This is a genomic window from Massilia pinisoli (genome assembly GCF_024753285.1).
GTDB classification, from domain to species: Bacteria; Pseudomonadota; Gammaproteobacteria; order Burkholderiales; family Burkholderiaceae_D; genus Telluria; species Telluria pinisoli.
Genome location: NZ_JANUGW010000025.1, coordinates 60,483 through 73,179 on the forward strand (window position 1 = coordinate 60,483; position 12,697 = coordinate 73,179).

Genomic DNA, 12,697 nt, shown 5'->3' on the forward strand with positions numbered 1-12,697 from the left:
TGGAAACACGTACAGCGGGTAAAATTGCTGACATGATACCTGCTTCAACGAAACCCATCGTCATCGACACCAACGTCTGCCTCGACCTGTTCGTTTTCCGCGACCCGCGCTGGGCGCCGCTGCTCGCCGCATTGGAGGCCGGCACGGTGCGCGCCGTCACCCGCGCGGACTGCCGCGACGAATACCGGATCGTCCTCCACTATTCGCATTTGCCGCTCGACGACGCGACGCGTCCGCAGGCGGCGGCCGCGTTCGATGCGCTGATCGAGGTGGTGGCACCGACGTCGCGCGCCCTACGCCTGCCCGTCTGCACGGACCGCGACGACCAGAAATTCCTCGAGATCGCGCGCGACGCCGACGCCGCCGTCCTCGTCACGAAGGACAAGGCCTTGCTGAAACTGGCGCGCCGCGCCGCGCGCGAGAACCTGTTCCGCATCATGACGCCGGACGCCTGGGTCAAGACCGAGGCCCCGGCCACGGTAGAATGACCCGATCACTTTTCACATCCTCCGCGCCATGACCACACCCGTCCTGCAATCGCGCCTGCCGGCCGTCGGCACCACCGTGTTCACCCTGATGTCCGCCCTCGCGAGCGAGCACGGCGCCGTCAACCTGGGCCAGGGCTTCCCCGACTTCGCCTGCGACCCGCGCCTGCTGGACGCCGTCGACGCGGCCATGCGCGCGGGCCACAACCAGTACGCGCCGATGACGGGCCTCCCCGCGCTGCGCGACGCCATCGCCGCCAAGGCCGCCGCGCTGTACGGCCATGCCTACGATGCGAACACGGAGATCACCGTCACGGCCGGCGCCACGCAGGGCATCATCACGGCGATCCTGTGTGCCGTGCATCCGGGCGACGAAGTGATCGTCATCGAACCCTGCTACGACAGCTACCAGCCGGCGATCGCGCTGGCCGGTGGCGTGCCCGTGCCGGTCGCCATGCGCGTGGACGCATCCGGCTACAGCGTGCCGTGGGACGCCGTCGCGCAGGCCGTCACGACCAGGACCCGGATGATCGTCGTGAACACGCCGCACAACCCGACGGGCACCATCCTGCGCCAGGCCGACCTCGACGCACTGGCCGACATCGTCGCGGGGACCGACATCCTGATCCTGTCGGACGAGGTGTACGAACACATGGTGTACGACGGCCAGCCGCATGCGTCCGTCAGCCGCCATCCGGTGCTGGCGGAGCGCGCGTTCGTCGTGTCGAGTTTCGGCAAGACCTATCACGTGACGGGGTGGAAGGTGGGCTATGTGGCGGCGCCCGCTTCCTTGATGACGGAATTCCGCAAGGTCCACCAGTACGACGTGTTCAGTGTGAACACGCCGATGCAAGCTGGCCTGGCCGAGTTCATGCGCGACCCCGCGCCGTGGCGCGACCTGCCCGCGTTCTACCAGCGCAAGCGCGACCTGTTCCGCGCCGGGCTGGCCGGCACGCGTTTTACCCTGCTGCCGGCGGACGGCACGTATTTCCAGTGCGTGCGCTACGACGGGATCTCGGACCTGTCCGAGTCGGCGTTCGCGCAATGGCTGACGCGCGAGATCAAGGTGGCGGCGATTCCCGTCTCGGCGTTCTACAGCCGGCCGACGGAGTCGGGGATCGTGCGGTTCTGCTTTGCGAAGAAGGACGAGACGTTGGCGCTCGCGTTGGAGCGTCTCGCCAAGGTGTGATGCACGCGGCGGCGCAGCCGCCGCGTCAGTGCGACAGCTGCTGGATACGCCGCTCGACGAAGCCCTGCAATTCCTGCGACAGCCCACCGCTCGCGCGCGCACGCTGGAACGCGTCGAGCGCCTCGCCGGTGCGCTTCTCGGCCTGCAGCGAGATACCGAGGCCCATCCACCACACCCCGTTCGACGGCGCGGCGCGCACGGCCAGCTGGTACTGCTCGGCCGCCTCGCGGTGGCGCTGCTGGCGTGCCAGCGCGGCCGCCAGGAAGGCGTGGTAGTCCGGATCGTTGCCCGCGTGCGGCAAGGTGCGCGTCAACGTGTCGATGCCGTTGCCGCCCCGTTCGATCTGCAAGCGCGCGAGCAGCATCGCCATCGCGGGCTGGCGCGGATCGAGCGTAAGGCCCAGCTGCAGCTGGCGCATCGCCTCGTCCGTGCGGTTCGCCTCGATCAGCAGGCCGACGAGCGTCTGGCGCGCCGCCTCGTGTGCGGGATCGTACTTCAATGCCTGCTCGAGCGACGCGACGGTGTCGAGCGTGCGCCCTTCCTGCAGGCTGACCAATGCGCGCCGGTACTCGCCTTCCGCGCGCTGCGCGGCCGTTTCCTGCCGGCCCTGGACGCCGTGCTTGCCCTTGGTGCCCTCTTCACGCGCCGCCGCGCGCGCGGCGGCAACCATCGCCGCGGAACTCTTCTTGACTGACTTTCCGCGCGCCGCCAGCGCCTGCGCCATCGCCCGGCGCGCCTCGCGCGCCTGCTCGCTGTCCGGCTCCATCGGCGCGACGTCCTGCGCGCGCACGGCGGCGGCCTTCTCCGCCTTCGCGTGCGTGCGCGCCGCCGCTTCCTCTTCCTTGCGCTCGCGCGCGAGACGTTTGCGCTCGGCACGACGTTCGGCGCGCGTCATGTGTTTTGCGGGCGGGGCATCCGCATCGGCCGCAGCGGCATGTGCCGCCTCGACCGGCGCGGGTGCGGGGGCCGGAGGCGCGACGACCGGCGCGGGCGCGGGCGCGGGGGCACTCGCCGCCGGCACGCTCGCCGCTTGCACGGGGCCCGTCACGGAGCGAGGCACATTGACCACGACAGGCGCCGTCTTCGGGTTCGCCACAACGGCCACCGGCGTGGGCTTGGCCGCGCGGTGCAGCTGGTTCCAGCCCAGCCAGCCCAGCGCGAGCACGGCCACGGCACCGCCGACGGCCAGCGCGATGACGCGACCCTGCGGCCGCGCCGGTGCACGCTCGACGGGCTTCACCTGGCCCGGCAGCGCGCCATCTTTCGGCGTGCCGCGCGCGTCCAGGTCCTGCAGCATCTTGTTAATCAGGCTCATTCGCGGTCCCCGTCAATGACTCAGCGCCCACGCCGCACCCGCCGCCGCGGCCACGAGACCGGCCGCCAACGCGGCCCACGGCCACACGCGGCGCCGGCTCGTCGCGAGCGTGTCGCGCGCGGCCGCGCTCACGTGCGCACGCGCGACCTGCTGGCGTCCCTGCCCGTAGCTGAGCATCATGCTCTTGTGCGCGAGGATGTTGACCAGGCGGGGCACGCCGCCGCTGGCCGCGTACAGCCGCGCGACGGCGCCGCGCGAGAACAGGCGCGCGCCATCATACCCCGCCACGCGCAGGCGATGCGCCACGTAGTAATCGAGATCGTCGCGCGACAGGGGGCCCAGGTGGTAGTGGAAGGTGATGCGCTGCGCCAGCTGGCGGATCGATTGCAGTTCCAGCTTGCGGTTCAGTTCCGGCTGGCCGAACAGCACGATCTGCAGGAGCTTGCGCTTTTCCGTCTCCAGGTTCGTCAACAGGCGCAGCGCTTCCAAGGTCTCGACGGGCATCGCCTGCGCCTCGTCGAGGCATAGCAACACGCGCTTGTCGTCGCCCGCCAGTTGCAGCAGCCGGTGCGTGATGGCTTTCAGGACCTGGTGCTGGTCGGCGTCCTTGTCGTACGCGACTTCCAACTCGTCCGCGAGCGCCAGCATCAGCGTGCGCGGCTCGAGGTACGGATTCGGGATGTAGGCGGTGACGAATTCGGAACCCAAGGTCGCCATGAACTTGCGGCACAACAGGGTCTTGCCGGTGCCGACTTCGCCCGTGATCTTGATGAAGCCTTCGCCCGTGCGCGCCGCCACGAGCAGCGTGTTCAAGGCTTCCTGCGAATGCGGGCTGCCGAAGAAGAAGCTGGTGTCGGGCGTGATCCCGAAAGGCAGCTCGCGCAGGCCGAAGTGCGCCGTGTACATCTAGCGGTTCCCCCGGGTGCGCGGGTCGAGCTGGTCCATGCGGCGGTTCGTGTCGAGCAGGTCGTCGTTCCAGTTGTTGACGCCTTCGACGATCGTCGGCTTGATCAGCACGACGAGTTCGCGCTTCTGGTTCACGCGCTTCTTCGCGCCGAACAGCGTGGACAGCACGGGCACGCTGCCGGTGCCCGGCAGTTGCGAATCGTCGGCCGTCGACGATTGCCGCATCAAGCCGCCGATGGCGACGACCTGGCCGTCCTGGCCGCGCACGATGCTGTCCAGTTCCGACGTCGCGGATGCGGCGAGCGGCAGGCTCAGGCTGCCCGCGCTGCCGAGGTTGACGGACTTGTTGATCGTCGAGACCTGGCTCACGGACGGGTGCACGTGCAGCAGGATGTTGCCCTTCTCGTCGATCTGCGGCGTGACGTCGAGGACGACGCCGGAGAAGAACGGCTGCAAGGTGACGCTCGGCGACACCGTGTTGCCCGTCGTCGTGGAGTTCGTGGTCGTCTGCACACCGGTGACGAAGAATTCGTCCGTGCCGATCTTCAGCACGGCCTTCTGGTTGTTGACCGCGGCCACGCGGGGGCTCGACAGCACGTGCACGGTGCCCTGCGTCTCGAGGAACGAGATCAGCGCGGCGAAGTTCGCCGTCTGCACGGCGAGGCCGAACATGGAGCCCGCGGTCGCCGCTGCGTTCGACAGCGAGAAGCCGCTGCTGGCCGACAGGCCCGTGCTCGGATCGGAGATCGTGCCCGGTTGGCCGCCGCCGAACGGCAACGGTGTCAATGTGGCGCCCGGGCTCACGATGCCGGTCGACACGCGGTTGTCATGGCCGCTCTTGATCGATGCGAACGACGCCCAGTTGACGCCACTCTGGTAGCTGTCGTTCAGCTCCACCTCGAGGATCTTCGCCTCCAGGATCACCTGGCGGTCGACGGCCAGCTGCGTGGCCTTCAGGTACGCGTCGACGTTGCGCAGCTCGTCGGGCATCGCACGGATCACCAGGACGCCCGACTGCGGGCTGACGACGACGCTGCGGCCACCCTCCTTCGAGCCGACGATCGCCTCGATCGCGAGTTTCAGGTCGCCCCAGAAATCGTTCGCGGACTGCGTGGACACATCCGTGCTGTCGCCCTGCCCGCCGCCCTGGCCGTTCGGGTTATTGCCGTTGTTGCCGTTGTTGTTCTGGTTGTTCTGGCCGCCGAACGGGTTCTGCCCGCCCTGGTTATTGTTGTTCTGGTTGTTCCCGTTATTGCCCACGGCGTTCGACACGGACGTCGACGTCACGCGCGTCATCGACATGCCCGCGCGCTTGCCGACCAGGTAGTTCACGTGGAACATCTTGGTCTGCATCGTCAGCGGCTTGATGGAGATGCGCTTGCCTTCGATCTTGTAGTCGTAGCCGTACATCTCGCGCACGGCGTCCAGCGTCTCCTGCAGGGTGACGTCCTTCAGGTTCGCCGTGATGGTGCCGGCGACGTCCGGATGCACGAGGATGTTGTAGCGCGTGCCAGCGACGATCGAGCGGAAGAACTGCTGCGCCGGCACGTTGTTGAAGGAGACGTTGAACCGTTCTTCGAGTGCAGGCCGCGCCTTCGGCAACTGCGTGGCCAGCGTGGCAGCCGGCGGCAGCAGCGCGTCGGCGACGGCCGCGTCGACGGCCGGCGCGGCGGCGGGACGCTTGCTCGCGCCGCTCGCCAGCTCGCCCTTGATCTTGTCGTAGGTCGTCGTGCTGGGCGTGGTCTGGCAGCCGGCCAGCGCCAGCATGGCGGCGATGACAGCCACCGTCCGCATCGGGATACGCTTGTCGTTCATCCTCATCCTTTGTCAGCGCCGCGCGGTGCGGCCGCCAGGGACGCCCTCGGCGTCCGCGTACAGCCGCAGCACCTGGCGTTCGGTGCCGCGCACCAGTTCGACCTCGTTCTCGCCGATGCGCGCGACTTTCGCGCCGTGGAAGCGCTCGCCCAGGCGCACTGTCTCGCCATCGATGACGGCCACGTGGCGCCCGCCGGCCTCGCGCGCGATCAGGATCGATTGCAACTGCGGCCCGGCGCTCGCCGCAACGGGGCCTGCGGCCGCGGGGATCGCCGCGGCGGGCGGCTTCGTCGGATCCTGCAAGCCTTGCGCACCGGCGGCGCCGCACAGCAGGAAGGCAAACAACGCGGCGCCGACGGCGCGGCGGGTGGTCGTCGTGATCACAGCTTCATCCATTTCGGGTCCAGGCTCAAGGTGTACAGGGTCAAGGTGAGACGCACGTTCGGGTAGTCTTCCGCATCCAGCTGTGCCTTACCCCAGAACAGCTGGGTGGGCAGCGTTTCCAGCGCATGCATGTAGTCGACCATGTCGAGATAGCTGCCGCGCAGCGTGAGCTCGACGCCGTGGCGGTACAGCAGATCAGGTGCCTTCACGACGACCGGCGTGGCGGCCGGCGCTGCAGCAGCCGGTGCAGGCGTGGCAGCCGGCGTCGCCGATGCCGACGCTGCGGTGTCACTCAGCGTCGTCGCGGGCAGCGTCTTCAGCGAGACAAGCTTCAGGCGGCCGTTCGCGCGCAAAATCGTTTCCAGCAGCGGCGCGATACGGTCGGCCGGCACGAGGCCTTTCTGCATCGTGCGCAATTCCTCGCTCGTGCGCGCGGTCTCGGCGCGCACCTCGCCCAGGCGCTTGCGCAGCGCGTCGTTCGGGTCGTTGGCGTAGGCGCGCGCCTTGGCCGCGATGTCGGCGTCGATGCCGTCGATGGTGACGGCCTGCTGCTGCAGGGTCGCCTTCAGCGCCGCTTCCTTGCGCGCCAACGGGCCGAACACGACGGCGCTCGCGAGGTACACGACGACGACGAGGACGGCGCCGAACGCCATGAAGCGTTCGCGCGGCTGCAGCGCTTCCACGCGCGCCACGAACTGGAGCCACTGCCGCTTCATTGCTGGCCTCCCGCGGCCGACTGCAGGCTGAATTCGACGTACGGCGCGGGCGCGTCCGCGTCCTTGCCGTCGGCGCCGTGGACCTTGACGGTGGCCGCCTGGCCGATCTGCATGCTCCCCACCGGTTTGCCCTGCAGGATGCGTTCATTGCGCAGGCGCGCGAGATAGCCCGGCACGAGCGCGGCGTCGAGCGCGCGGCCGCGCACGCCGATGTCCATGCCGGCGCCGGTGATGGAGACGCCCGTCAGCCACAGGCCGTCGACGCTCTGGCGTGCCAGCGCCTTGAAATATTCGGCATAGCCCTGCGTGTTACCGAGGTCGCCGCGCTGGATCACGTCGGCCACGCGGCGCAGCGCGTCGCGCTCGTTCTGCGCTTCCGCCAGCTCCGCCTCCAGGCGGGCATCCTTCGTGCGCGGCGCGAATTCGGCGGTCGCGACTTCCAGCCGCTTCTGCGCCTTCTGCACGTTCGCCTCGCCCTGCGCGACTTCCGTCTCCAGGCGCGCGACGCGCACCTTGGCGAACACGCCGGCCACGGCGATACCCACGACGAGCACGCCCAGCACGCACGCCATGCCCTTGACCGTGAAGAGCTTCTTCTGCGGCTGGAACTGCGGGTTGAACAGGTTGATCTGCTGGCTCATGCCGCACCTTCTTCCATGCGCAGCGCCGCGCCGATCGGGACGAAGAAGCGCTGCTGGCGTGCCGGGTCAGCGAGATCGGGCACGCGTTCGAGGTCGAACAACGTCGCCAGGTCGAGCGTCTCGACGCGCGTGTACAGGTTGCTCGACAAGTATTCTTCCAGGCCCGTCGCGCCCGTCGGCGCCAGCACGAGCTTGGCGACACTGATGAACGAGAACTGGCGCTCGAAGTTGTCGAGGGAGCGCTGCAGTTCCAACGTGATCTTGTCGAAGCTCTGGTGCTTGCGGTCGTGGTCCGCGTCGAGGATTTGCGCCACGGTCACGTCGATGCGGCGCGACAGGTACAGCTCGCCGCGCCACGACACGGTCAGCAGGCCGCCGTCTTCGCCGAACGACAGCATGGCGACGCCGCGGCCCTCCGGTTCCAGCAGCGCGGACACGTTACGCTGGGCCATCTCGGGGATGTCGATCACGCGCAGCTTGACCTTGGCATCGTTGAACATTTTCTGGCGTGCGGCGACGACGCCGTTGCGCGCGGCGATCGCGAACACGCTCTGCTGGGGACGCGCGACGGCGTTCGGGTCGAGGGGAACGTCGAGGACGTCGAACGTGGCCTCGTCGACCGGGAAGTCGAGGATGTCCTTCAGGCGCCAGCGCATCGCGCTCTTGAGCTCGTCGCGCGGCACGTTCGGCGATTCGACGGACATGAACTGGTAGTCGCCGCCCGCCAGCACCGTCGTGCACCGGTAGTTCGCGCTGTGCAGCTCCTTGCCGGCTTTCTCGACGGCGTCGGCGGACGGGGTCCCGGGAAAGAAGACGGCGTGCGTCACGGCCGGCTTGGCGTCGGCGCCACGGCGCACGCTGGCCGCCGCGATCCCGTCGCGCTGCGGCACCAGGGCCAGCCAGGCTGCGTTGTTCTGTGCTTTACTGAAAAAACCCATGCGTGGCGGTGGCGATCCGTGACGGTGTCGAGATAAGTGACCTAGAGGCTTGATTATATTCAAGTGCTTGGAAAATCCGATACCAAAATTTTACTTGGAGAGAATATTTTCGGTTTTCCGTGTGGAACTACTAATGGGTGTGGTCAATACGCCGCATTCGTCCGACACCGCGTGATTCCTGACGCGTAAACGACGATCGGGACCGCGTGCTGCGGTCCCGATCGACTTGTGATTGCCGGATCAGTTGCAGTTAGTCGCAGAACCGTTGGCCTTGATCGTCGGCGGCGAGGTGGTCGGATCGTAGCTGACGTAGCAGGTCGTCGCGGTTGTCGTACCAACGATGCTGTTCGGCACCAGCGAGATCGTGTTCGTGGCGACCGGCGGGTCGGTAGCAACGCTATGCGCCGTGTAGACTTTGTAGTCGATGCCATCCTTCAAGCCGGCAGCCGCGGCGACGTTCAGGTCCGCCACAGGATAGCCGCTCGCGTTCAGCGTCATCGTCGTGTCTTCGACCGTCAGCGACAGCGCCTTCGCCACGGACGGATCCACCAAATATTTGGCATGCGCCATGGCTGCCGTCGCACTCAGGGAACCACGCGCGGCATTCAGGCTCGCGTAACGCGCATCGCCACCCATGCTGGCAAACTTCGGCAATGCCGTCGCCGCCAGGATACCCAGGATCACGATCACGACGATCAATTCGATCAAGGTGAAGCCGCCCTGCGCATTGTTCTTGATGCTCACTTTCATGCTCTCTCCGATTAAGGTGCGGCGTCCCTGCCGCGTGGGTTATGTTATTTACGACCGCCTTGCGCACCGACTTCGTTCAGGGCGAGGCTCATCATGGGTTTCCCTGCGTCTGCAGGATTTCGGGTCAATTCTACCTTGAACCTGGGCAATTCCGATTTGCCTGAGGCAAACTTTTCTCGTTCTGAGGTGAGATAGACAAGGGTTTTGTCGCGTGGGTCAAACACCCACCCGTTTTGTGCCACACGGCGCGCCTCGGACAGTGCGAATTCGCCAAGATAATCGGCCGGCGGCCGGGCCAGCAGGCGCATCGGATTCTGCTCGGCGAGCGTCGCCAGTGTGTCGGGATGTCCCTGGGCCAGCGCGCGCTGGGCCTCGACCTGCAATGCGACGCGCAGCGCGGCGACCGTCTGCCGCGCCGCCACCTCTTCGGCCGCGCGACGGTAGCCGTCCAGGCGGTGCAGCAGCACCGTGGACAGCACTGCCGTGATGATGACGACGATCGCGAACTCGTACAGCGTGAAGCCGCGCGCGCGTGTCGAGCCGTGAGAAGCCATGATCGTCTCCATCAGTGATGCAGGGCCGCCTTGCCCAGGTCCCAGATCGGCAGGAAGATGCCCAGCGCCAGCATGAGCACCATCGCACCGAGAAAGGTGATGAGGATCGGTTCGATCTGGCTGGACAGCGTCTTGAGTTCGTAGTCGACTTCGCGCTCGTACATCTGCGCGATCTCGTCCATCAAGTCGTCGAGCGAACCCGATTCCTCGCCGACGGCGATCATCTGCAGGACGATGGGCGTGAACACGTTGGCGTTCGTCGCCGTGCGCAGGATGCTCTCGCCGCGCTCGACGCCATCGCGCATCTGCTCGAGGCGCGTGGTCAGGTAGGCATTGTCCGCCGTCTGCGCGACGACCGTCAGCGCCTGCACGATCGGCACGCCGCTGCGGATCGACAGCGCGAAGCTGCGCGCGAAGCGGGCCATCGTGGCCTTGTGGATGATCTTGCCGGCGATGGGGAAGCGCAGCTTCCAGCGGTCCCACGTCAGGCGCCCCGCGTCCGTGCGCGCCCACGCGCGGAACCCGAAGAACGCGGCGGCGGCCGCGCCGGCCATCAGCGGCCAGTAGTCGACCGTGAAGCGCGACGTCGCGATCAGGATGCGCGTCATCAGCGGCAGTTCGGCATGGAAGCTCTTGAAGACCTTCTCGAACTGCGGGATCACGAAGACGTTCACGACGACCATCGCCGCCACCATCGCGATGATGACGAACGTCGGGTAGCGCATCGCGGTCTTCACGCGCTCGCGCATGTCGCGGTCGAATTCGAGGTGGTCGAACAGGCGCAGGAACACGTCTTCCAGGCGGCCCGTCATTTCGCCCACGCGCACCATCGACAGGTAGAACGGCGTGAAGCATTCCGTGTGGCGGCGCATCGCCGTGGACAGTTCACGGCCCGAGTCGAGCGACTCGCGCAAGTCCTGGATCACGCGCGCGAAACTCTTGTTCGTCGCGGATTCCTGCAGCCCGGCCAGGCCGCGCATGATCGGCACGCCGGATTTCAGCAAGGTGTAGATCTGGCGGCTGAACAGCTGCACGTCGATCGACGTGACCTTCTTGCGCGTGAAGCGCTCCCACAGGCTGCCGCCGGCGCCCGCGGCGCTGCCGCCCGTCGTCGCCTTGCGCGTGGTCGGCGTGATGTCGAGCGGCGTCACGCCCGTGCCGAACAACTGGTCGGCACAGGCGCCGCTGTCGGCGGCTTCCAGCACGCCCTGCATCAACTCGCCGCGCGCGTTGCGGCCTTTATAAGCGAAAAACGGCATGGCGGCTTATCAGTCTTCCATCTGGTTACTGATGCGCATGGCTTCCGACACCGTCGTGCGGCCCTGGATCGCCAGGCGCACGCCGCCGCGGCGCAGCGTCTCGCCGCGCATCTCGGCATGCGCCACTTTCAGGAAGTGCGACGGGTCCGGGTGGTTGACGGCCTCGTGGACGGCGCGCGTCATCTCCAGCAGTTCGTACACGCCGGTACGGCCGCGGTAGCCGGTGCCGTTGCAGTGCGAGCAGCCGCGCCCGTGGAAGAACGGCACCGTCTCGGCGCGGTCGCCCAGTTCCGCGCGCAGCCACGCGCGTTCCGGCGCCGGCAGTTGATACGGCTCCGAACAGCTTTCGCAGATCACGCGCACGAGACGCTGCGCCAGCACGGCCTGCAGCGAACCGCTCACCATGTAGCGCGGCACGCCCATGTCCATCAGGCGCAGCGGCGTGGATGCCGCATCGTTCGTGTGCAAGGTCGACAGCACGAGGTGGCCCGTCATTGCGGCGCGCAGGCCGATCTGCGCCGTCTCCTGGTCGCGCATCTCGCCGACGAGCACGATGTCCGGGTCTTGCCGCAGTGCGGAGCGCAGCACGCGCGCAAAATTCAGCTCGATCTTGTCGTTGACCTGCACCTGGTTGATGCCGGGCAGGCGGTATTCGATCGGATCCTCGACCGTGATGAGCTTCTTCTCGACGGAGTTCAGCTCCGCGAGCGCGCTGTACAACGTCGTCGTCTTGCCGGAACCCGTGGGGCCCGTCACGAGCACGAGGCCGTTCGGGCGCTGGACGATCGCGCGGAAGCGTTCCACCAGTGCGGCCGGCATGCCGATCGCGTCCAGGCGCAAGGTCGTGCCGACCTGGCTCAGCAGACGCATGACGACGGATTCGCCATACTGCGTGGGCATCGTCGAGATACGGACGTCGATGCGCTGGTTGCGCACCTTGACGGCAAAGCGGCCGTCCTGCGGCAGGCGCTTTTCCGAGATGTCGAGGTCCGCCATCAGCTTCAGGCGCAGCGCCAGCGGCGTGGCGATCTTGATGTCGGCTTCCGTCTGCAGGTGCAGCACGCCGTCGATGCGGAAGCGGATCTGCAGGCGGCCATCCTGCGGTTCGATGTGGATGTCGGACGCGCGGACCTGGGCCGCGTCGTCGAACACGGATTGCAGCAGCTTCACGACCGGCGCTTCTTCGAGGCCGGAGTTCGCGGACAGCGCGTTGAAGTCGACGGACGTCGTGTCGCCCAGGTCCTGTTCGAGCTCGCGCGCGAGGCCCGTGATCTCGCCCGTGCGGCGGTAGATGCGGTCGATGGCCTGCAGCACTTCCGTCTCGTTGACGACCGCAAGTTCGACGGCCTTCTTCAGCAGGCGTGCGATCTCGTCGTAGGCAAACAGGTCGGTCGGGTCGGACACGCCGACGAGCACCGTCTCGCCGCGGTCTTCCAGCACGAGCGCGCGGAAGCGGCGGGCCTGCGTTTCCGGCAGCAGGCGCACGACGTCCTGGTTGATGTTGTAGAACTTGAGGTTGAGGTAAGGGATGCCGAGCTGGCGAGCGAGCGCGCCGGAGATCTGCTCCTCGGTGACGAAACCGCTTTCGACGAACACGCGGCCCAGCTTGCGGCCGGTGCGCTTCTGGTCGGCCAGTGCCTGGTTCAGCTGGTCCTCGGACAGCAGCTTTTGTTGCACCAGGATTTCGCCAAGTCGGACTTTTTCGGGCCGCGCCATACCACCTCTTCGATCAACGTAGGACTAGT

Annotated in this window: 13 protein-coding genes; 2 read left to right on the plus strand and 11 right to left on the minus strand. The window is 67.3% G+C overall.

Going from position 1 to position 12,697, the window contains the following annotated elements:
- Positions 1-32 precede the first annotated feature (32 nt).
- Both NX784_RS24805 and NX784_RS24810 read left to right on the plus strand, forming a co-directional pair.
- Complete coding sequence (locus NX784_RS24805; protein WP_258819357.1) at positions 33-488, plus strand: putative toxin-antitoxin system toxin component, PIN family; 456 nt, start codon at positions 33-35, stop codon at positions 486-488.
- A gap of 28 nt (positions 489-516) precedes the next feature.
- Complete coding sequence (locus NX784_RS24810) at positions 517-1,674, plus strand: pyridoxal phosphate-dependent aminotransferase (RefSeq protein ID WP_258819358.1); 1,158 nt, start codon at positions 517-519, stop codon at positions 1,672-1,674.
- 25 nt (positions 1,675-1,699) lie between these two features.
- Here the strand turns inward: NX784_RS24810 and NX784_RS24815 are convergent, their stop codons facing one another.
- The 11 genes from NX784_RS24815 to NX784_RS24865 form a co-directional block, all read right to left on the minus strand.
- Positions 1,700-2,989, minus strand: a complete 1,290-nt coding sequence (locus NX784_RS24815; protein WP_258819359.1) for a tetratricopeptide repeat protein — start codon at positions 2,987-2,989, stop codon at positions 1,700-1,702.
- A 12-nt stretch (positions 2,990-3,001) separates the two neighbouring features.
- Positions 3,002-3,895 carry an ExeA family protein gene (locus NX784_RS24820; RefSeq protein ID WP_258819360.1) on the minus strand — a complete coding sequence of 298 codons (894 nt, stop codon included), beginning with the start codon at positions 3,893-3,895 and terminating at the stop codon, positions 3,002-3,004.
- A complete protein-coding gene (gene mshL, locus NX784_RS24825; RefSeq protein WP_258819361.1) occupies positions 3,896-5,710 on the minus strand; it encodes a pilus (MSHA type) biogenesis protein MshL in 1,815 nt (604 codons plus the stop codon).
- 12 nt (positions 5,711-5,722) lie between these two features.
- The gene (locus tag NX784_RS24830; RefSeq protein ID WP_258819362.1) at positions 5,723-6,106 is read right to left on the minus strand and encodes a hypothetical protein; all 384 of its coding nucleotides are present in this window, start codon (positions 6,104-6,106) and stop codon (positions 5,723-5,725) included.
- Positions 6,091-6,810, minus strand: a complete 720-nt coding sequence (locus NX784_RS24835) for a hypothetical protein (RefSeq protein ID WP_258819363.1) — start codon at positions 6,808-6,810, stop codon at positions 6,091-6,093. The genes NX784_RS24830 and NX784_RS24835 overlap by 16 nt, the downstream gene beginning before the upstream one ends.
- A complete protein-coding gene (locus tag NX784_RS24840; RefSeq protein WP_258819364.1) occupies positions 6,807-7,451 on the minus strand; it encodes a PilN domain-containing protein in 645 nt (214 codons plus the stop codon). The genes NX784_RS24835 and NX784_RS24840 overlap by 4 nt, the downstream gene beginning before the upstream one ends.
- Positions 7,448-8,389, minus strand: a complete 942-nt coding sequence (locus NX784_RS24845; protein ID WP_258819365.1) for a type IV pilus biogenesis protein PilM — start codon at positions 8,387-8,389, stop codon at positions 7,448-7,450. The genes NX784_RS24840 and NX784_RS24845 overlap by 4 nt, the downstream gene beginning before the upstream one ends.
- Positions 8,390-8,629: 240 nt before the next feature.
- Positions 8,630-9,139 carry a prepilin-type N-terminal cleavage/methylation domain-containing protein gene (locus tag NX784_RS28870; protein WP_307736130.1) on the minus strand — a complete coding sequence of 170 codons (510 nt, stop codon included), beginning with the start codon at positions 9,137-9,139 and terminating at the stop codon, positions 8,630-8,632.
- A gap of 44 nt (positions 9,140-9,183) precedes the next feature.
- Positions 9,184-9,693 (minus strand): type IV pilin protein, encoded by a 510-nt coding sequence (locus NX784_RS24855; RefSeq protein ID WP_258819366.1) that lies wholly within the window; start codon positions 9,691-9,693, stop codon positions 9,184-9,186.
- 11 nt (positions 9,694-9,704) lie between these two features.
- Positions 9,705-10,952 (minus strand): type II secretion system F family protein, encoded by a 1,248-nt coding sequence (locus tag NX784_RS24860; RefSeq protein WP_258819367.1) that lies wholly within the window; start codon positions 10,950-10,952, stop codon positions 9,705-9,707.
- A gap of 9 nt (positions 10,953-10,961) precedes the next feature.
- A complete protein-coding gene (locus NX784_RS24865; protein WP_258819368.1) occupies positions 10,962-12,668 on the minus strand; it encodes a GspE/PulE family protein in 1,707 nt (568 codons plus the stop codon).
- Positions 12,669-12,697 lie beyond the last annotated feature (29 nt).

Coding starts and splice junctions, on each gene's coding strand:
- NX784_RS24865 (WP_258819368.1), bottom strand. CDS start 12,668: ATGGCGCGGCCCGAAAAAGTCCGACTTGGCGAAATCCTGGTGCAACAA.
- NX784_RS24860 (WP_258819367.1), bottom strand. CDS start 10,952: ATGCCGTTTTTCGCTTATAAAGGCCGCAACGCGCGCGGCGAGTTGATG.
- NX784_RS24840 (WP_258819364.1), bottom strand. CDS start 7,451: ATGAGCCAGCAGATCAACCTGTTCAACCCGCAGTTCCAGCCGCAGAAG.
- NX784_RS24855 (WP_258819366.1), bottom strand. CDS start 9,693: ATGGCTTCTCACGGCTCGACACGCGCGCGCGGCTTCACGCTGTACGAG.
- NX784_RS24815 (WP_258819359.1), bottom strand. CDS start 2,989: ATGAGCCTGATTAACAAGATGCTGCAGGACCTGGACGCGCGCGGCACG.
- NX784_RS24820 (WP_258819360.1), bottom strand. CDS start 3,895: ATGTACACGGCGCACTTCGGCCTGCGCGAGCTGCCTTTCGGGATCACG.
- NX784_RS24835 (WP_258819363.1), bottom strand. CDS start 6,810: ATGAAGCGGCAGTGGCTCCAGTTCGTGGCGCGCGTGGAAGCGCTGCAG.
- NX784_RS24845 (WP_258819365.1), bottom strand. CDS start 8,389: ATGGGTTTTTTCAGTAAAGCACAGAACAACGCAGCCTGGCTGGCCCTG.
- NX784_RS28870 (WP_307736130.1), bottom strand. CDS start 9,139: ATGAAAGTGAGCATCAAGAACAATGCGCAGGGCGGCTTCACCTTGATC.
- mshL (WP_258819361.1), bottom strand. CDS start 5,710: ATGAACGACAAGCGTATCCCGATGCGGACGGTGGCTGTCATCGCCGCC.
- NX784_RS24830 (WP_258819362.1), bottom strand. CDS start 6,106: ATGGATGAAGCTGTGATCACGACGACCACCCGCCGCGCCGTCGGCGCC.
- NX784_RS24810 (WP_258819358.1), top strand. CDS start 517: ATGACCACACCCGTCCTGCAATCGCGCCTGCCGGCCGTCGGCACCACC.
- NX784_RS24805 (WP_258819357.1), top strand. CDS start 33: ATGATACCTGCTTCAACGAAACCCATCGTCATCGACACCAACGTCTGC.